The sequence below is a fragment of the Nitrospirillum iridis genome (genome assembly GCF_014205765.1).
Taxonomy (GTDB): Bacteria; Pseudomonadota; Alphaproteobacteria; order Azospirillales; family Azospirillaceae; genus Nitrospirillum; species Nitrospirillum iridis.
Map to the genome: position 1 here is coordinate 72,609 of NZ_JACIIZ010000019.1, position 18,297 is coordinate 90,905.

Annotated in this window: 15 protein-coding genes; 8 read left to right on the plus strand and 7 right to left on the minus strand. The window is 65.5% G+C overall.

Annotated features, from left to right (window positions below; genetic code table 11):
* Nucleotide 1: 1 nt before the first annotated feature.
* The 4 genes from FHS74_RS26365 to FHS74_RS26380 are packed head-to-tail and all read left to right on the plus strand — an operon-like array spanning nucleotide 2 to nucleotide 4,174.
* Nucleotides 2–1,462, plus strand: a complete 1,461-nt coding sequence (locus tag FHS74_RS26365; protein ID WP_184807241.1) for a S41 family peptidase — start codon at nucleotides 2–4, stop codon at nucleotides 1,460–1,462.
* 23 nt (nucleotides 1,463–1,485) lie between these two features.
* Nucleotides 1,486–2,790, plus strand: a complete 1,305-nt coding sequence (locus FHS74_RS26370) for a divergent polysaccharide deacetylase family protein (RefSeq protein ID WP_184807242.1) — start codon at nucleotides 1,486–1,488, stop codon at nucleotides 2,788–2,790.
* 10 nt (nucleotides 2,791–2,800) lie between these two features.
* On the plus strand, nucleotides 2,801–3,532 hold the full coding sequence (locus FHS74_RS26375; protein WP_184807243.1) for a hypothetical protein: 732 nt from the start codon (nucleotides 2,801–2,803) through the stop codon (nucleotides 3,530–3,532).
* A gap of 60 nt (nucleotides 3,533–3,592) precedes the next feature.
* On the plus strand, nucleotides 3,593–4,174 hold the full coding sequence (locus FHS74_RS26380; protein WP_184807244.1) for a DJ-1/PfpI family protein: 582 nt from the start codon (nucleotides 3,593–3,595) through the stop codon (nucleotides 4,172–4,174).
* A gap of 67 nt (nucleotides 4,175–4,241) precedes the next feature.
* Here the strand turns inward: FHS74_RS26380 and FHS74_RS26385 are convergent, their stop codons facing one another.
* A complete protein-coding gene (locus FHS74_RS26385; protein ID WP_184807245.1) occupies nucleotides 4,242–5,252 on the minus strand; it encodes an NADP-dependent oxidoreductase in 1,011 nt (336 codons plus the stop codon).
* A 296-nt stretch (nucleotides 5,253–5,548) separates the two neighbouring features.
* Entirely contained in the window at nucleotides 5,549–6,166 is a 618-nt protein-coding gene (gene phaR / locus FHS74_RS26390) for a polyhydroxyalkanoate synthesis repressor PhaR (RefSeq protein WP_184807246.1), read from the minus strand.
* A 491-nt stretch (nucleotides 6,167–6,657) separates the two neighbouring features.
* Between phaR and FHS74_RS26395 the strand changes: the two genes are divergently transcribed.
* Nucleotides 6,658–7,938: an alpha/beta fold hydrolase gene (locus tag FHS74_RS26395; protein ID WP_184807247.1), complete on the plus strand. Its 1,281-nt coding sequence runs from the start codon at nucleotides 6,658–6,660 to the stop codon at nucleotides 7,936–7,938.
* Here the strand turns inward: FHS74_RS26395 and FHS74_RS26400 are convergent.
* Entirely contained in the window at nucleotides 7,935–8,579 is a 645-nt protein-coding gene (locus tag FHS74_RS26400) for a glutathione S-transferase family protein (RefSeq protein WP_184807248.1), read from the minus strand. The genes FHS74_RS26395 and FHS74_RS26400 overlap by 4 nt on opposite strands.
* 54 nt (nucleotides 8,580–8,633) lie before the next feature.
* Nucleotides 8,634–9,053, minus strand: a complete 420-nt coding sequence (locus FHS74_RS26405; RefSeq protein ID WP_184807249.1) for an HIT domain-containing protein — start codon at nucleotides 9,051–9,053, stop codon at nucleotides 8,634–8,636.
* 394 nt (nucleotides 9,054–9,447) lie between these two features.
* Between FHS74_RS26405 and FHS74_RS26410 the strand changes: the two genes are divergently transcribed.
* Nucleotides 9,448–12,057, plus strand: coding sequence for a glycosyltransferase (locus tag FHS74_RS26410; RefSeq protein ID WP_184807250.1), 2,610 nt, complete (start codon nucleotides 9,448–9,450; stop codon nucleotides 12,055–12,057).
* A gap of 108 nt (nucleotides 12,058–12,165) precedes the next feature.
* Here the strand turns inward: FHS74_RS26410 and FHS74_RS26415 are convergent, their stop codons facing one another.
* Nucleotides 12,166–14,112, minus strand: a complete 1,947-nt coding sequence (locus FHS74_RS26415) for a PI-PLC domain-containing protein (protein ID WP_184807251.1) — start codon at nucleotides 14,110–14,112, stop codon at nucleotides 12,166–12,168.
* Nucleotides 14,113–14,503: 391 nt separating this feature from the next.
* On the opposite strand from FHS74_RS26415, the gene FHS74_RS26420 reads away from it, so the two are divergent.
* Nucleotides 14,504–14,986 carry a nuclear transport factor 2 family protein gene (locus tag FHS74_RS26420; RefSeq protein WP_184807252.1) on the plus strand — a complete coding sequence of 161 codons (483 nt, stop codon included), beginning with the start codon at nucleotides 14,504–14,506 and terminating at the stop codon, nucleotides 14,984–14,986.
* 325 nt (nucleotides 14,987–15,311) lie between these two features.
* The gene (locus FHS74_RS26425) at nucleotides 15,312–16,676 is read left to right on the plus strand and encodes a glycoside hydrolase family 27 protein (RefSeq protein WP_211106568.1); all 1,365 of its coding nucleotides are present in this window, start codon (nucleotides 15,312–15,314) and stop codon (nucleotides 16,674–16,676) included.
* A gap of 19 nt (nucleotides 16,677–16,695) precedes the next feature.
* On the opposite strand, the gene FHS74_RS26430 is transcribed toward FHS74_RS26425, so the two are convergent.
* Together FHS74_RS26430 and FHS74_RS26435 are read right to left on the minus strand one after the other, a co-directional pair.
* Nucleotides 16,696–17,466, minus strand: coding sequence for a protein tyrosine phosphatase family protein (locus FHS74_RS26430; RefSeq protein WP_184807253.1), 771 nt, complete (start codon nucleotides 17,464–17,466; stop codon nucleotides 16,696–16,698).
* Between the two features lie 185 nt (nucleotides 17,467–17,651).
* A complete protein-coding gene (locus FHS74_RS26435; RefSeq protein WP_211106569.1) occupies nucleotides 17,652–18,095 on the minus strand; it encodes a hypothetical protein in 444 nt (147 codons plus the stop codon).
* Between the last annotated feature and the right edge of the window lie 202 nt (nucleotides 18,096–18,297).

Below are 18,297 nucleotides of genomic sequence, written 5' to 3' on the forward strand. Positions count from 1 at the left end.
GATGAAGAAACTGCTGACCTCCGTGGCCGTGGTGGCCCTGGTCTACCTGGCAAGCCCCCTGTCCCGGCCGCTGGACGCCAAGCCGCCGATCAAGGCGGAAACCTACAAGCAGTTGGAACTGTTCACCGAAGCGTTTGAGCGGGTGAAGTCCGACTACGTGGAGGAGGTGCCGGACGACCAGTTGGTCGAGGCCGCGATCAACGGCATGCTGGCCTCGCTGGACCCGCACTCGAACTTCATGAACAAGAAGAATTGGGAGGACATGCAGGTCCAGACCAAGGGCGAGTTCGGCGGCCTGGGCCTGGAGGTCACGGAAGAGAACGGCGTGGTCAAGGTGATCTCGCCCATCGACGACACGCCGGCAAGCCGGGCTGGCGTTCAGCCGGGCGACTACATCACCCACCTGAACGACGAGGCCATCGTCGGCCTGGGCCTGAACGAGGCGGTGGAGAAGATGCGCGGCGCCCCCGGCAGCGACATCAAGGTGACCATCCACCGCAACAACGTGCCGCAGCCCATCAACCTGACCCTGACCCGCGCCGTCATCAAGGTGCAGTCGGTGCGTTGGCGGGTCGAGGGCAATGTCGGCTACATCCGCCTGTCGGGCTTCACCGAGCAGACCCAGGTGGGCCTGGACAAGGCCTTGGCCGGCATCCAGAAGGAACTGGGCGACAAGGTCATCGGCTATGTCCTGGACCTGCGCAACAACCCCGGCGGTCTGCTGGACCAGGCCATCTCGGTCAGCGACACCTTCCTGGAGCGGGGCGAGATCGTCTCCACCCGCGGTCGCCGCCCCGACCAGGGCGAGCGCTATAACGCCAAGGCGGGCGACGCCATCCATGGCCTGCCGCTGGTGGTGCTGATCAACAGCGGTTCGGCCTCCGCGTCCGAAATCGTGGCCGGCGCCCTGCAGGACCACAAGCGCGCCATCCTCATGGGCACGCAGAGCTTCGGCAAGGGGTCGGTCCAGACCATCATGCCCATGCCCGGCGGCAACGCCATGAAACTGACCACCGCGCGTTACTACACCCCTTCCGGCCGCTCCATCCAACAGCTGGGCATCACCCCGGACATCGAGGTGCAGCAGGCCAAGGTGGAAGAGGTGGGCACGCCCGCCGGCATCATCCGCCGGCGCGAGGCCGACCTGCCGCATGCCCTGCGCAACACCGATCCCAACGCCAAGCCGCCGGCCAAGCCCGACGACAAGGGCGATGCCAAGGACAAGACCTCGGACGGCAAGACGCCCGATGCCAAGGGGGCCGACGCCAAGGGTGCCGACAAGGCCAAGGCCGACACCAAGAGCCCAGACCCGAAGGCTGGCGGGAAGGGCCAGGACACGCCCGGCACGCAAGCGCCGCCGGCCGCCACCGGTGAGGCCACGCCCCAGGACTATCAGCTGACGCGGGCGCTGGACCTGCTGCGGGGGCTGTCGCTGTTGCAACAGTCCAAGGCCACCAACTGATGCCCAGAGACTGAGGGGATCCCTTGGCAGCCCTTCCCACCCGCCTGAAGGCCCTTGCCGCGCGCAAGGATAAGCCGGCGAAGGCGGCAAAGAAAAAAACACGGCTGAAGGGCGGCGATGACGACGCCTTCGAGGCGCTGCTGGCCGGCGCGGACGAGGACGCGTCCGCCGACGTGCTGGCGGCACGCCTGGGCGTGCCCAAGCGCGCCGGCCGCGCGGCCGCGGCCAGCCCCATCGGCTCCAGCGACGACGACGGCGACAAGCCCCGCCGCCGGCCGGGCCTGTTCGCCGTGGCGGTGGCCGTGGTGGTGCTGGGCGTGGCCGGCACGGTGGCCTGGCTGGCCGCGACCGCCGATGAGACCGCCGCCGCCCGGCGCAAGGCGGCCACCCTGGCGGAAATTCCCGTGACCCTGCCCCAGGGCGGCGCCCGTCCGGTGGACGCCCCACCGGCAACGGGTGACGGCGCGCCGGCCAAGGCGCCGGACGCCCCGCGTGAGGCCGACCCGGTGGACCTCGCCGTCAAGCTGGCGCCCAGCCGCAATGACGCCTTGCTGGAAAAGACCCGCGCCGGCTATCTGCCGCGCATGCCGGCCAAGGGCCCCGCCCCCTGGCAGGCCTATAGCCGCCCCTTCCCCCAGGACGACAAGCGGCCGCGCATCGCCCTGGTGATGGCCGACCTGGGCTGGTCGCCCAGCGCCCTGGAAAAGGTGCTGGCCCGCATGCCCGCCGCCGTCACCCTGGCCTTCGCCGCCGGCGCCCCCAACCTGCAGGCCGCCGTCGACCAGGCCCGCGCCGACGGGCATGAGGTATTGCTGCAGGTGCCGATGGAGCCGCAGGGCTTCCCCCAGAACGACCCCGGCCCCGGCACCCTGCTGACCAGCCTGTCGGACGACAAGAACCAGGAGCGGCTGGAAACCGCCATGGCCAGCGCCACCGGCTATGTCGGCCTGACCAACCTGACGGGCACCAAGTTCCTGGCCGCCCATGACAGCCTGCAATCCGTGCTGCGCCAGGTGCAGCGCCGGGGCCTGATCTATGTCGACAGCTGGCCCACCGTCGCCAGCCAGGCCACCCGCATCGCCACCCAGCTGGGCCTGCCCCGCGCCCTGTCGGACGCGCAGGTCGACCGGGCGCCCAGTGACGCCGGCGTGGCGGCGCAGCTGGCGGAACTGGAGCGCCTGGCCACGACCAACGGCGTCGCCGTGGGCTTCGCCCAGCCCTATCCCGTGACGCTGGAAGCCATCGCCCGGTGGGCCGTGGGCCTGCGCGATCGCGGCATCGTGCTGGCGCCGGTCACGGCGGTGGTGAACCGGCAGGCGGATCGGTGAGGACCGGGGCGTGAAGAAAGGGGCGCCACCACCCTACGAAGCCTTGAATGCTGCCGTTTTCGGCATATCGACCTTAGTCCTCTGGGGGTTCACCGCCATTGTCGTGGTAGGCCTGAGCGAGCAATGGCAACGCCACCTCGTTGGTGATGGCGTCTATTTCTGCGTGTCACCACCTCTTATCGCCAAATTTTTGCTGCTCATCTCCGTGATGAGCTCCCTGGCGGCTTCCGTCTTGGTCGCCTACTTCCTGTTCCCCTTCCTGCATGGCGACCGGCTGGCTGTACTGCGTCACCGGTTCACCATACGGCTGCTAGGGGCACTGCTCATTGCGTCGGCCCTTTCCACTTTCATGATGGGGTCAGCCACATGCTTAGTTGATGGCGGCTTCCTGTACCGCCGGAGCTTTCTCACACCACAACGGAAATACGCGGTCACGCAGATCACGCACCTCACCCCGGTTTGCGCCACCGCCAGTGGGACGGCATATTTGACCCTGGAAGCGGTGGACGGCGAAACGCTCACCTTGCAGCCCCAACCACTGAGCGGCCTCCCGAGCCATCCATTGCTGAAAGACGCGCGCCTCAGCGGACTAAACTCCGTCCCCGTCGATTGGTCGCGCGTGGCACCTGATTGTCCGGACTGGGCACTTTGGGACTATTTCCCGACGGACGCGCTCACCAAACCGGTGCGCGGCCTCCGTATTCCGCAACAAACCGAGCCATCTACCTCCTTGAGCCAATAGGCGTTTCTATCTGTCATCGGCATCCTGTCCCAGCCCCGACCGGCCATGACGGAGAAAACGATGACCGCCAAGCGCATCCTGATGATCGTCGGCGATTTCGCCGAGGACTATGAGACCATGGTGCCCTTCCAAGCCTTGTCCATGGTGGGCTACCAGGTCGACGCCGTGTCGCCCGGCAAGCGGCCCGGCGACAAGGTCGCGACCGCCATCCACGACTTCGAGGGTCACCAGACCTACACCGAGAAGCGCGGCCACGACTTCACCCTGAACGCCGATTTCGAGGGCGTGAAGGCCGACGACTATGTCGCGCTGGTCATCCCCGGCGGCCGCGCGCCGGAGTTCCTGCGGCTGGACGCCCGGGTGCTGGCGCTGGTGCGCGCCTTCGCGGCGCAGGACAAGGCCATCGCCGCTGTCTGCCACGGCCCGCAGATCCTGGCCGCCGCCGGGGTGCTGTCGGGCCGCAAGGTCTCGGCCTACCCCGCCTGCCGGCCGGAGGTGACGCTGGTGGGGGCTGAGTACGCCGACATCCCGGTGGATGGCGCCGTCACCGATGGCAAGCTGGTGACCGCCCCCGCCTGGCCCGCCCACCCCGCCTGGCTGGCGCAGTTGCTGACGGTGCTGGGTGCTGAAATCAGGATTTGAGCAAAGCGAAGCCCCCGCGCGGCAATCAGCGGCGCGGGGGCTCACCTGGAACGGAACGGGGAAGGCCTTACAGCTTCACCAGCGCCTTGCCCAGGTTCTTGCCCTGCAGCATGCCCAGGAAGGCGGGCACGGCGTTTTCCAGGCCCTCGGTCACGTCCTCGCGGTACCGCACCCGGCCTTCCTTCACCAGGGCGCCCACCTCTTGCAGGAAGGCGTCGTTGCGATGCCAGTGGTCGGAGACGATGAAGCCCTGCACGTGCAGGCGGCGGGTCAGGATGGCCGACAGCAGGGCCGGCACCCGGTCCGGTCCGGCCGGCGGCGCGGTGTCGTTGATGTTGCCGATGCGGCCGCACAGGGGCACGCGGGCGAAGGTGTTCAGCAGGTCGAACACCGCGTCGGTGACCCGGCCGCCGACATTGTCGAAATAGACATCGACGCCGTGGTCGCAAGCGGCGGCCAATTTCTCCTTGAAATCCGCGGCCTTGTAATCGACGCAGGCGTCGAAGCCCAGCTCATCCACCACGAAGGCGCACTTCTCCGCCCCGCCGGCGATACCCACCGCCCGGGCGCCCTTCAGCTTGGCCAACTGGCCGACGACGGAGCCCACGGCACCGGCGGCGGCCGAGACCACCACCGTCTCACCGGCCTTGGGCTGGCCGATGTCATTGAGGCCGACATAGGCCGTCAGGCCCGGCATGCCCAGCACGCCCAGGGCCGTCGTCAGGGGCAGGCCGTCGGTCTCCAGCTTGTGGACCGACTTGGGGCCGGCGACGGCATATTCCTGCCAGCCGGAATTGGACAGAACCAGATCGCCGGCCTGGAAACCGGGAACGTTGCTTTCCACCACCTCGGCGATGGTGCCACCGACCATCAGGCCACCCACCTCGATGGGCGGGGTGTAGGATTTGGCGGCGCTCATGCGGGCGCGCATGTAGGGGTCGAGAGACAGCCACCGCGTCTTCAACAGCATCTGGCCGGGCCCCGCCACGGGAATGGACGATTGCTCCATCCCGAAGTTCTGTTCCGTCGGGAGCCCCTCGGGGCGCGAGGCCAGAACAATCCTGCGGTTCAGCGGCATGTCTTTCCTCATTCCTTCAGAAGGGGCATCACCCTCTGCCGGGCGGCCCCGTTATCGATTCGTGCTCGGAGGTCTGGTCCGGGGCGCAAACCTTAGCCCAGGGCCCAGCGCGCCGTGAAATGCCGTTGGCGCAACCCCCGACCCCACAACCGGACGCGCGGCGTCGCAATCCGCGGCTGTCCTCGCGGGGGCCAAGACGGGATGGGCAGGGCCACGGACGCACAAAAAAGCCCGGCCGCGTCGGGGCGGACCGGGGCTTCTTCATGCCTGCGGAAACACATCCAAGCGGATGAGGATCAGTCCGGCTTGCGGGTCAGGGTGGTGAGGGAGACCAGCTGCTGCTGCAGTTCGTCCAGCCGCTTTTGCAGCTCATCGAACTGGCCACCGCCGGAGGCCGCCGGCCTGGTCTTGGGCGCCTCGCCCGCGTCCGCCTTGGCGGCGTCGGCCCCAGCCAGGGGCGAGAACATCCGCATGGCCCGTTCGAACATGGCCATGTTCTGCTTGCCCACTTCCTCCAGGGAGCCGAACGGGAAAATCCCGCCCAGGGTCCCCTGGAAGTAATCCCGCATCTTCTCGTGATTACGGGTGAACGACTGCATGCTGTATTCCAGGTACTTCGGCACCATCCACTGCATGTTGTCGCCATAGAGGCTGATCAACTGCCGCAGGAAACCGATGGGCAGAAGATTCTGCCCGCCCTTGGACTCTTCTTCCACGATGATCTGGGTCAGCACCGACCGCGTGATATCGTCACCCGTCTTGGCGTCGTAGACGACGAAGTCGGTCCCGTCCTTCACCATCTGGCACAGATGGTCGAGGGTCACGTACGAGCTGGTCGCGGTGTTGTAAAGACGCCGATTGGCGTACTTCTTGATCGTGATCGGCGCGGGCTTGGTATCTTCTTTGTCGACCATAGGCGGCGATTCCCGGCGATGTTTATCACCCATGAGGAGGGTGCACCGCACATAGCTAATCCATGCAGTGCGGAACGCGCAAGCATCCTGCCAAGGACCAATGCCGGTAATGTGATCCGTCACCGCTTTGCCACCCCGTAGCAGGGGGTGTAGATTGGCCGCCATGCCCCGCAAATCCAACGCGCCACCGCCTGATTCCGACAGCCCCGCCGACGCGGCCGCCCCGCCACCCGGCGATCCGCCCAGCCTGGACACGTTGGCCCGCCGCTATCTGGATCTCTGGCAGGACCAATGGGCCGCGGTGGCCGCCGACCCCGATATGACCGGCGCCTTCGCCCGCCTGGTCCGCGCGCTGGGCCAAACCGCCTGGCCATCCGGCAACCCGTTCGCCGCCGGAACGGGTGGCACCACCGCGAGCGGCGTGAATCCTGGGGTCGCGGCCTGGATGGGCGCCCCCTTCTTCTCGCCCGCCACCTTCCCCTGGGGGCCCTATGCCAACACGCAAACCAGCACCGGAGGCGGCGCCCCGGCAACCGGACCCGGCGCCGACACCGCCCCGGAAACGCCGCCAGGGTCCCCGGCCGCTGGCGACCCACCTGACGGCGGCGATGGCCGTCTTGCTGAACTCGCGGGCCGGATTGCCGCTCTTGAACGGCAGCTCGCCGATCTGGCGCAAGGAATTGGAACCCAGGCGCAGCCAACTGCACGCCGACCTCGCGGGCGTCGACCCGGAAGCCCTGGCCGCGGCGGTGGATCGTGAAACCCGGCGCCGACTCGACACGCTGCTGACCGGCCTGGAACGCTACCGCCACAGTCCCTACCAGCGCGACGTCACCGACCCGCCGCCGCTATGGACCGAGGGCGGCAGCCGCCTGCTGGATTATGGCTTGCCGGGCGCGAAAGGCCCGGTGCTGCTATTCGTGCCCTCACTGGTCAATCGCGGCTATGTGCTGGACCTGTCGGCGCGCAAGAGCCTGGTGCGCTGGCTGGCGACGAAGGGGTTCCGGCCCTTCCTGCTGGATTGGGGCACGGTGGGGGCGGTGGAACGCGGCTATGGCCTGACCGACTACGTCGCCGGGCGCCTGGCCCGCGCGGTGGACGCGGTGCATGCCCTTAGCGGCCATGCCCCCGCCCTGGTGGGCTATTGCATGGGCGGCACGCTGGCCGCCGCCGCCGCCGTGCTGCGGCCCGAGGCGCTCTCCGCCCTGGTGCTGCTGGCCGCACCCTGGGATTTCCATGTGGACGACCCGGCCGCCGCCCTGCGCACCGCCGCCGTCCTGCCCCTGATGGAACCGGCGCTGACCTGGCTGGGTGAGCTGCCGGTGGACATGATCCAGTTCCTGTTCGCCGGCCTGGACCCGCTGCTGGCCTTGCGCAAGTTCAGCCGCTATGCCGGCCTGGACCCGCAGAGCCAGGACGCGCAGGACTTCGTGGCGCTGGAGGACTGGCTGAACGACGGCGTGCCCCTGGCCGCCGGCGTGGCGCGCGAATGCCTGGGTGGATGGTACGGCCGCAACGACCCCGCCGCCGGGACCTGGCGGGTGGATGGCCGGATCATGGCCCCCGCCACCCTGCGCCTGCCCGCCCTGGCCATCATCCCGGCCCGCGACCGCATCGTGCCGCCCGGTGCCGCCCGCGCCCTGATCGACGCCATCCCCGGGGGCGACCGGCTGGAACCGCGCCTTGGCCATATCGGCATGGTGGTCAGCGCCGGCGCCCCGCAGGAGGTGTGGACGCCCCTGGCCGACTGGCTGACGGCCCGCCTGGCCTAAGCGTCCTTACGGTGGTCGTAACGATAGGGTCCGCCCTTCTCCACGGCCGCGCGATAGGCGGGGCGGGCCTGGATGCGGGTCAGGAACCCGGCCAGGTGGGGGAAGCTCTGGCGGGCCTCCGGCGCCATCAGCGCCGCTTCCACCGGAAAGCTCATCTGGATGTCGGCGGCGGTGAAGGTGTCGCCCAGGAACCAGGGGGCCTTGGCCAGTTCCGCGTCCATGTAGCCGAAATGATTGGCCGTCTCGCTGGCGATCCGGGGCTTCAGGGGCGCTGCGGCGTCGCCCAGCCGGCTGGTGTAGAGCCCCAGCAGCAGGGGCAGCATGGCGGAGCCCTCGGCATAGTGCAGCCAATGCAGATAGCGCGCCTCCGCCACCCGGTCGCCCGCCGGCGGGGCCAGCCGGCCCTGCCCGTAGGTCCGCACCAGATACTCGATGATGGCGCCCGATTCCGCCAGCACCAGCCCGCCATCCTCGACCACTGGCGACTTGCCCAGGGGATGGATGGCCCGCAGCGTCGGCGGCGCCAGCTGGGTGGCGGGGTCGCGCTCATAGCGCAGGACCTGGTAGGGCAGCTCCAACTCCTCCAGCGCCCACAGCACGCGCTGGGAACGGGAGTTGTTCAGGTGATGGACGATGATCATGGGGGCGCCCTCCGGCTTTTCTCGAATTTTGGCCTAGACTTCAGTACGGCGATGTCAGAGCGCCAGATCAGTGGCCAGCCTCACCGCCAGGGCCTCCGCCTCCCCGGCGCCGTAGGCCCGCTCATGCCCCGAGCCCCAGATGGGCCCGGGCCAGGCGGCGTCGCCCTGGGTGCGGGCCACGATGTGGACATGCAGTTGCGGCACCAGGTTGCCGATGGCGGCCACGTTCAGCTTGTGGGGCGCGAACGCCGCCTCCAGAACGCGGGACGCCTGGCTGATCTCCACCATCAGCTGTGCCTGGTCGGCCGCCTCCAGCCGGTGGATCTCGACCGCGCCGGCACGACGCGGCACCAGGATCAGCCAGGGCCAGCAGGCGTTCCTCGACAGCAGGGCCCGGCAGAGCGGCAGGTCGCCCACGACGACGGTGTCGGCGGCCAGGCGCGGGTGCAGCACGAATTCAGCGGCACTTGTCATCTTGGGGAAATCCGTCCTATGGCAATGCGTTGGCTCGGGGGACGCCGGTGTCCGCAATACCGCTGGACGCCGCCGTTGGGATGGCTATGTACTACTGCCCGGTACCGCCCGTCCAAGCGGATCGATCCGATCGGTCCCTGGGTTCGAGCGGGGGGGGGGGCCGAGCGGGGGCCTGGGCGGGGGGCCCAAGGCGGCAGCCGTTGGGGGAAGCGGCGCCACCGCCTCCATAAAATTGCCCCATAGTCATGGCACTGGGTTCTTGCCGGTGGCGTGATTCGTTTGGTTCAAGGGGGTTTCCCCGGGGCGGGGAACATCCTTGGTTGGTTGTTCGTTCCGGTTCGCTTTTCGTCTTCACCGTTACCGTTATCCCATCCAGGGGCAGGGGCCGTTCACGATGCGTAAGATTTTGAGGATGCAGAAATCCGCCGTGGCGGTCCTGCTTCTTCTGGTGCTGGGCAACATCGGCGCCTGGGCGATCGTCAATCGCCCGGCCAGCGAACGCCCCTGGGCCGGCACCATCGCCGGGGTGGCCTTCGCGCCCTTCCAGGCCAACCAGAGCCCGCAGAACGGCGATTCCCCCTCGGCCGACGACATCCGCCGCGACCTGGACGTGGTGGCGCCGCATGTGCAGTCCATCCGGACGTACCAGGTGGGCAACGGCATTGACCAAGTGGCCCCCATCGCCCTGGAGCGCTATCCCAACCTGACCGTCACCCAGGGCGCCTATCTGTCGAAGGACATGGCCGCCAATGAAACGGAACTGGCGGGCCTGGTGCGCGTCGCCCGCGCCAACGCCAACGTGAAGCGGGTCATGGTCGGCAACGAGGTGCTGTTCCGCGACGATTTCAGCGTCACCCAGCTGATCGACTACATCCAGCGGGTGAAGCGCCAGGTGAACGTGCCGGTGTCGACGGCCGAGCCGTCCTACGTCTGGATCGACCATCCGGAACTGGCGGACGCCTGCGACTTCATCACCATCCACCTGCTGCCCTACTGGAACAAGGTGTCGGTGGACCGCGCGGTGGAGGACGCCATGGCGGCCTACCGCCAGGTGCAGGAGCGCTTCCCCAACAAGCACATCCTGATCGGCGAGACCGGCTGGCCGTCCGACGGCGCCTATCGCGGCGCGGCCGAGGCCGGCCTGGTGAACGAGGCCAAGTACATCCGCAGCTTCCTGAACATCGCGGGCCAGCAGCGCCTGGACTTCTACATCATGGAAGCCTTCGACCAGCCGTGGAAGCGGTCGCTGGGCGGCACGGCGGAAACCAGCTGGGGCATCTGGGACGCCCACCGCGACCAGAAGTTCCCCATGGTGGGCGGCATCCTGGAGGTGCCGTCGTGGCGGGTGCTGTGCGCCATCGCCACCGGCCTGGCCTTCCTCCCCATGTTCTTCTTCGTGCTGAGCCGCGACGACCTGAAATGGCGCGGCCAACTGTTCTACGGCTTCCTGATCCAGACCGTGGCCTCGGTCCTGGTGTGGACGGGCACGCAGGCCCTGACCGTGGGCATGGGCACCCTGTCCTTCACCGCCTTCATGGTGCTGATCTTCGCCCAGTTGATCCTGTTCGCCGTCATGCTGATCGACGGGCTGGAACTGACCGAAGTGGTGTGGACCCAGCGCTGGAAGCGGCGCTACACCCCGGTGCGCGAGCCGCTGGGCGACTACACCCCCAAGGTCTCCATCCACGTGCCTTGCTACAACGAACCGGCGCACATGGTGATCGAGACGCTGGATGCGCTGGCGGCCATGGACTACCCCAATTTCGAAGTCCTGGTGATCGACAACAACACCAAGGATGAGGCGGTGTGGCGCCCGCTGGAGGAATACTGCGCCAAGCTGGGGCCGCGGTTCCGCTTTTTCCACCTGCCGCGCTGGCCCGGCTTCAAGGGCGGCGCCCTGAATTTCGGCCTGTGCGTCACCGCCCCGGATGTGGAGGTGGTGGGCGTCATCGACAGCGACTACCAGGTCACGCCGGACTGGCTGTCGGCCACCATTCCCTATTTCAAGCGACCCGAAGTCGGCTTCGTCCAGTCGCCGCAGGACTACCGCGACTGGTCGGACGACGCCTTCAAGTCGATGATCAACTGGGAATACCAGGGCTTTTTCCACATCGGCATGATCCAGCGGAACGAACGCAACGCCATCATCCAGCACGGCACCATGACCCTGGTGCGCAAGAGCGCGCTGGATGGCGTGGGCCGCTGGGCCGAATGGTGCATCTGCGAGGATTCGGAGCTGGGCCTGCGCCTGTTCGAGGAGAAGCTGGAGGCGGTCTACATGCCTGACAGCTTCGGCCAGGGCCTGGTCCCGGACAGCTTCGCCGGCTACAAGACCCAGCGCTTCCGCTGGGCCTATGGCGCCGTGCAGATCCTGAAGCGCCACTGGCGGGAGATGATGCCGGGCGGCACCAAGCTGACCGCCGGCCAGAAATACCACTTCGTCACCGGCTGGCTGCCCTGGTTCGCCGATGCCGCCCACATGGGCTTCGTCATCGGCGGCATCATCTGGTCGCTGGGCCTGCTGCTGCTGCCGCAGTGGATCGAGTTCCCGCCCACCGTCTTCATCCTGCCCACCCTCAGCGTCTTCTTCTTCAAGGTGCTGTGCGGCCTGTGGCTGTATGGCGAGCGGGTGAGGTGCCGCTTCATCGACAAGCTGGGCGCCGCCGTCGCCGGCATGGCGCTGACCCACACCGTGGGCCGCGCCGTGTGGGTGGGTCTGTTCACCAGCGGCCGCCCCTTCGTGCGCACGCCGAAGTGCGAGGACCAGCCCGCCCTGATCCAGGGCTTCCTGCACGCGCGGGAGGAGGTGGGGCTGATGCTGGGCCTGTGGCTGGCGGCCGGCGCCATCGCCCTGCTGAAGGGCGGCGACAACCGCGACGCCTATGTCTGGGCGACCATGCTGGTGGTCCAGTCCTTCCCCTACATCGCGGCCCTGTTCATCAGCACCCTGAACGCCCTGCCCAAGAGCGGCGGGACGGAAGCGTCGACCGCTCCGGCGGAATGAGCGGTCCCGCTTTGGGCCTATGACCGGCCCCCCTGGGGCCAGACCCGGCTTGGCGAGGGAAATGGCGGACCCGCCGGATGCGGGTCCGCTGTTTTCACTGGACCAGGGTCACGGCTTTTGCACCATCAACTCGCATAAACTGGCCACGGATGGGTCCACATTGTCGACGTACAGCACGCTCGGCCAAAGCTTCTTATTTTTCTCCATGATACGGCCCACCGCTTCCCCCAGATGGCCGTTGGCTTCACGTGCCAGATCCAAAATGCTTTGAGGCAGATGGGTGGCACTGAGCGCCGCCTGCCCATCACTCTGCGTCAATGTCCAGGATAAGACATACATGTCGCCACCGTGATTGGCCGGGTCGTCCATCTTGGCGAACTGGTCGGCCTCCATTTTCCAATATTCATTGGTGCTTGAGTACTCATCATATACACACAGGTCGACATTAGGGGATATGAAGTCGGGATCATATTTGTCATATGGGTAGTCATGATATCGGAATATTCCGGTTTCCGGACTGCGAATGTCTGAAGGTAATCCATCTATTACTACCAATATTTTTGCTTTGTCCTTATTTCCGCAAGCCATGATCTCATCATATCTAAATGTGCCAATCCTCCTATCGCTTCTATTAGTCACCAACAGATCTCCAAGATTATTTCTCAGGAAATCTGCAAATTTTCTTTTATCTGCCGGGTCCCAACCAAATCCTGTTACCGTTGAAGGAGAATTATTATGGCGCTTTGCCTTGGCATAGTGTGAGAACTTCAATATAATCAGCTCGTTCCTGTGATTCTTATCATTGGAAAATTTTTGTATATCGTGAATTATACTATTCATGTCCTGGCCGAAACACCCTTGAATGCCGACGACCGGCACCTCTGAGAAATGGCCCGTCAGATATACGGCCGAAGACTCCGCCCCCTTACCTGGCTCCACAGAAACGATAGGCCGAAGATCGAAATAGCGACATCCAGCGCTCAATTGTCCGGCCATGCCCAAGACCTGCGTTCTCGTATTTACCGCATTCGTCGTCGATGTACAGTCAATGCTATCTGACATGCCAGCATCATGCGCGCCAGGAATTACAATTTCTTTTAATGTTTTATTATGAATGTAATTATAGTTTTTTGTCATCCAGCCATCTTCTGGAGCAATCTGAGTTGTTTTGTACACACTGAAATAAGTATAATAGTTTCTGAAATTATTTGATTGAGTCTCTTCTTTCGCCAGCTTCCCATTTTCCTGAACAATTTGGGTGAAAAATTTCTTATTACTATCCGCCGTCTGTGCCATTAAATAGGTCACCCCATCAATGGTCACAGCGGTCGCAGTTTGATAATGGTCGCCAAATCGGCCATTATCGGATTCATTCCGCACCAACGATCCATCGCTCAGCATTTCCTGCAAGAACCAATAGTTTTTACTGGCGGTTTGCCCCCAGACAAAAACGCGGCCACTGGCAAGCTTCACGGGAATGACCGGGTTATAGATGCTACTCCATGTGCTCGAGTAACTTTCATCCGCAGCAAGAGAGCCGTCGGATTTCACCGGTTGCGTAAAGAATCTCTTTGTGGTCGAGGAAAAACCGCACAAATACACCCGGCCATCAGCGAAAATAACTGAAAATACAGAAGAGTACTGAGCTTTCCATCTTCCCTTTTGTATAGCACCTGGCAAAATCCTTCCATCTTCATCTAATTTACGAATTTCATAATCGTTGTCTCTTCCGTGAAATAAGATAAAGTTATGACCCGATACTTGATATTGCGCGCAGACGTACCATGCGTGCGCTGTTTTTTCACGATAAACTTCCTGACCGGGAACACCATTAGCTAAAATTTTCTGGATGAAAACGGTGCCGTGAAGGCCGCCAACACCACAGACATATTGAGTTCCATTTATAGAAAAACTGTCAAATCCAACCCAATCATTGCTCCACTGACCAACCCATAGCTCGTCTGGCCCCAGTTTCGTTTTATTGTCCATCGCCTGCGTGAAAGCGCGGGGCGCGGCCCTGCTGTAACCGAACAAAACATGATCAGGGAATGACATGGGAGCCTCCTCGATTGAGCGGTACAATCGTGCATCTGTCGGCACGTGTCGCAAAAATAGTTTATTTTGCATAATAATCAATTTAAATTTGTATGGTTCTTTTTCTATAAGCTTTTTCGCGTATTTCTATGTTGTCAAGACAACCATCTTTCCCGGCCGAGGGGCCTTGCGCGCGAGGCATGAAGCGGGCCTATGGCTGGCGCCCCTGGAGCCATCACCTGCGAAAAGTCGCGGGGACAACCTGCCGTCCCGTCCCGCTTCCGGCACAATTCCGTGACCGCGCGGCCGAATCGTGACTCGGCCGCCTCCGCCGCGCTATGGTGGAGCGGGTTCGGCGCTACGGGAGCCGACGACAAAGCCGCCAACAGGGGAGGCACCAACAGGGGAGGCAATGGTGAAGACCCACGCGCTTTCATCCCAGCCAGCCGACACCACGACGACCGAGGGCGAGGCGGACGTCCAGGCCGTGCTGGCCGCCAATCGCCGATTTTTCCAGGCCTTCGCCGACCGCGACGTCGCGGGCATGGAGGCGCTCTGGTCCCCGGATGGCGATGTGCGCTGTGTCCACCCGGGCTGGCCGGCGCTGCAGGGGCGGGACCAGGTGATGCGCAGCTGGCGCGAGCTGCTGGGGAACCCCCGGTCGCCCGGTGTGCGCCATCAGGCCGAACGCGCCACCGTGTGCGGCGATGTCGGCTGGGTGGTGTGCGAGGAATTCGTGGCCAACACCGCCCTTGTCGTCACCAACCTGTTCGTCCGGACCGCCGGCGAGTGGCGCATGGTGCACCACCAGGCCACGCCCATCTCCTCATCCGCGGCGTTCGAGGACGCCAGCGGGTTCGCGGACGAGGACGGCCTGCCCCCCACGCTGCACTGATCGCGGCGCCGCCCAATCCATTGGTCCTGTCTTCCCCGCTCGCGGCCTGCCCACGCGTCGCGTGAAACACCGGCGGGGTATTACTAGCGGTACGAGATTCTGATTCGTGCGGCTGTAGCCCGCGACTGCGGGCGCCGGAGCTTTCCGGGGAGTGTAGCGGACTGGAGAGCGAGGAAGCCAAGCGACCGGATGGTCGCGCCCGGCGATTGAGGGACGGCATTTGACCGGTCACGATCAAATGCCGTTGGTATAACCGTATCCATTGCGGAGCGACCGCTTTCCCGTATTGTTAGCGATAACAATACGGGAAAGGGAGAGGACCCCCATGCGGCGTTGGCTGCGCATCGCGACTTTAGCGCCCACCCTGCTGGCCGCCACGGCGGCGCTGGCGGCCCCCCCGCCCCCGGCCGCCACGCCCCCCATGGGCTGGAACAGCTGGGACGCCTACGGCTTCACCATCGACGAGGCCGACGTCAAGGCCAACGCCAGCGTCCTGGCCACGCTGAAGCCCTATGGCTGGACCTACGCCGTCGTCGATGAGGGCTGGTACATGGCCGATCCCTTCGGCAAGACGCTGGCGGAACGGCGCTACCTGCTGGACGCCAACGGTCTGCTGATCCCGGTGCCGGCGCGCTTCCCTTCCGCCGCCGGCGGCCAGGGATTCAAGCCGCTGGCGGATTGGCTCCATGCCCAGGGGCTGAAGTTCGGCCTGCACATCGTGCGCGGCATCCCCAAGCAAGCGGTCGATTCCGACCTGCCGGTGGCGGGGTCACCCTTCCATGCCGCCGATGTGGCGGACAAGACCGACACCTGCCCTTGGGACGATGGCAATTATGGGGTGCGCGACACCCCGGCGGGCCAGGCCTACTATGATTCCATGATGGCGCTGTTCGCCGCCTGGGGCCTGGATTTCCTGAAGGTCGACTGCATCGCCGACCATCCCTACAAGGCCAGTGAAATCCGGCAGATCAGCACGGCCATCGCCAAAACCGGCCGGCCCATCGTGCTGAGCCTGTCACCCGGCCCCACCAACCTGGCGCACGCGGACGAGGTGCGGCGGCTGAGCCAGATGTGGCGCATTTCCAACGACGTCTGGGACGGATGGACCTTCCCCCACGCGAAGCCGACCGACGATTTCCCCTATGGCATCCGCGACATCTTCGATCGCCTGCCGGGCTGGGCGCCCCACACCGGCGGCGGCCATTGGGCCGATGCCGACATGCTGCCCCTCGGTACCCTGGCGCCCCATCCCGGCTGGGGTGAGCCGCGCCAGTCGCGCCTGACGCCGGACGAGGCCCGCACCCAGGTCACCCTGTGGGCCATCGCCCGTTCGCCCCTGATCCTGGGTGCCAACCTGACCAAGCTGGACGAGGCCACGCGGGCGCTGATCACCAACCGGGATGTCATCGCCGTGAATCAGACGGCGGAGGAAAGCCACCCGGTGACGGACCTGCCCGCCGGGTTCGCGAATGCCCGCGTCTGGCTGGCGACGGGCAGCGGGCGGCACTACCTGGCGGTGTTCAACCTGGATGACAAGCCGACGGCGCTGACGGCCCCCTGGACCCAGCTGGGTCTGACCGCAGGTCCCCATGCCGCCCATGACCTGTGGGATGGCCACGAGCTGGCGCCGGCGCCCGGCCTGGAGGTCACGCTGCCGGCGCATGGCAGCGTGCTTTATGAGGTGAGGTGATCCCGGGCAGGTGCCGCGCCTATTCCCGGCGCAGCACCTTGTCCGCCAGCACGCTGGCCCACCAGCGGGTCATGAAGGTCTTCTTGAAGGCCGGCGGGTCGTAGACATCGTCCACCCAGCGATAGAAGGCGTCCACCCCGGGTTCGATGTCCCGGTCCTTGGCATAGGCCAGGAAGGTCTCGAAGAAATGGTCCAGGATGCCGGTCTTGGCATGGCGCAAATGGCCGTACTTGGGGCTGAGCTGGCCCAGCGCCGTCCGTAGCGGCACGCCCTCATGGACGAACAGGTACAGCACGCTCATGAAGCCGACACGGTCGGAGCCGGCCTTGCAATGCATCAGCACCGGGTATTGGGCATCGCGCCAAATCTCCCGCGCCTGATGCAGGATGTGCTTCTTGGGCGCGTCGCGGGAATTGACGGCGAAGTTGACGAGGGTGACGCCGTGGCGGGCGCAGGCCTCATCCTCCAGCACCCAGGAGCCGCAATTGTCGCGCCGGCCGCGCAGGTTGATGATGGTGCGCACGCCCAGGCGCGCGGCCTGGGCAACGTGGCGCGGCGTGGGCTGGCTGGAGCGATAGAGCCGCGGCGAAATCTTGAACATGTTCTTGTAGATCATGCGGATGAACGCATGGTCCTTGAAGAAGCTGTTCACATAGCGCCTCACGCCCCCGATCCGGGTGGGCGGCACGGGCGCCTGGGGCGCTGCGGGCGGGGGGGAAGTGGGCGGCGCCCCGGGGCCGGCCGCCGGTATCTGATCCACCGTCACGGCCTCCAGCCGATAGTCCGTCATCGCGTACACTAGTCCTAAGCAAAGGCATGAAACCGCCGGCCCGCCGACCAGACGGCCGCATGCCCACGAACCCTATATAGGGTGTTTGTTCGCCGGGAGCGAGAGGGCCCGCGCGCATGGGCGCTTAAAGCACGGGGCCCAAGCGTGTGGGAAATAGGGCGGCCTGAGGCGCGCGTGGACGGGATTCAGCGGCCGACGGGCCGCGCCCGGCCTGTGTCCAGGCGATCCAGCCGGTCGAAGAAGGGCGCGACCACCGACCGGTCCTCCTTGGTTTCCTGGTCCAAGGCGGCGCGGTCATGTTCCGTCCAGCGCACCAACGTCGCCATCTCCTGCCGGTCGAACGCGTTGAGGCTGGCGGTGGACGCCAGCTTCTGGGCCGTGGCCCCCTTTTCCACCGGATCCTCAGCGGCGCGCGCGGCCTGGCGGGCCGCGAGCACCCGCTGAGTCATCTGACGCCAGCGCCGCTCATCGAACCCGTATCGCGCAAGCAGGGCTTTACCATCCGAATCCGGATGGGCCAGCAGGACGAAAGCCGGTTGCCCGCCGCCCGGCGTGGACGCGACAAGGGCCTCGGCCGCGGTGACGTACCGACCGACCTCTCCCGCGTCCAAACGCTCGTGCGCCAACATCGGCGCGGATACCATCAAAACCACCAACGCGGCAGCGAAACGCATCGTTTGCCCCCAAACGTTCGCGCGCCAAAATGTGATCAAATCTTATAGCGGGCACGCAATGGCATTTCCAGCGGAAAGGCCTGTTAACAGCAGAGTAAAGTTGACGAATTGTGGCGGACGTATGGCCGCCGAACGCGCCCCCCCACCACTCTTCCGG

Bases quoted from the DNA above. Each gene is read 5' to 3' on its own strand.
- FHS74_RS26420 (WP_184807252.1), top strand. From the start codon at position 14,504: ATGGTGAAGACCCACGCGCTTTCATCCCAGCCAGCCGACACCACGACG.
- FHS74_RS26415 (WP_184807251.1), bottom strand. From the start codon at position 14,112: ATGTCATTCCCTGATCATGTTTTGTTCGGTTACAGCAGGGCCGCGCCC.
- FHS74_RS26365 (WP_184807241.1), top strand. From the start codon at position 2: ATGAAGAAACTGCTGACCTCCGTGGCCGTGGTGGCCCTGGTCTACCTG.
- FHS74_RS26435 (WP_211106569.1), bottom strand. From the start codon at position 18,095: ATGTTGGCGCACGAGCGTTTGGACGCGGGAGAGGTCGGTCGGTACGTC.
- FHS74_RS26385 (WP_184807245.1), bottom strand. From the start codon at position 5,252: ATGCCGCTGAACCGCAGGATTGTTCTGGCCTCGCGCCCCGAGGGGCTC.
- FHS74_RS26425 (WP_211106568.1), top strand. From the start codon at position 15,312: ATGCGGCGTTGGCTGCGCATCGCGACTTTAGCGCCCACCCTGCTGGCC.
- phaR (WP_184807246.1), bottom strand. From the start codon at position 6,166: ATGGTCGACAAAGAAGATACCAAGCCCGCGCCGATCACGATCAAGAAG.
- FHS74_RS26380 (WP_184807244.1), top strand. From the start codon at position 3,593: ATGACCGCCAAGCGCATCCTGATGATCGTCGGCGATTTCGCCGAGGAC.
- FHS74_RS26410 (WP_184807250.1), top strand. From the start codon at position 9,448: ATGCGTAAGATTTTGAGGATGCAGAAATCCGCCGTGGCGGTCCTGCTT.
- FHS74_RS26430 (WP_184807253.1), bottom strand. From the start codon at position 17,466: ATGACGGACTATCGGCTGGAGGCCGTGACGGTGGATCAGATACCGGCG.
- FHS74_RS26400 (WP_184807248.1), bottom strand. From the start codon at position 8,579: ATGATCATCGTCCATCACCTGAACAACTCCCGTTCCCAGCGCGTGCTG.
- FHS74_RS26405 (WP_184807249.1), bottom strand. From the start codon at position 9,053: ATGACAAGTGCCGCTGAATTCGTGCTGCACCCGCGCCTGGCCGCCGAC.
- FHS74_RS26395 (WP_184807247.1), top strand. From the start codon at position 6,658: ATGCCAACACGCAAACCAGCACCGGAGGCGGCGCCCCGGCAACCGGAC.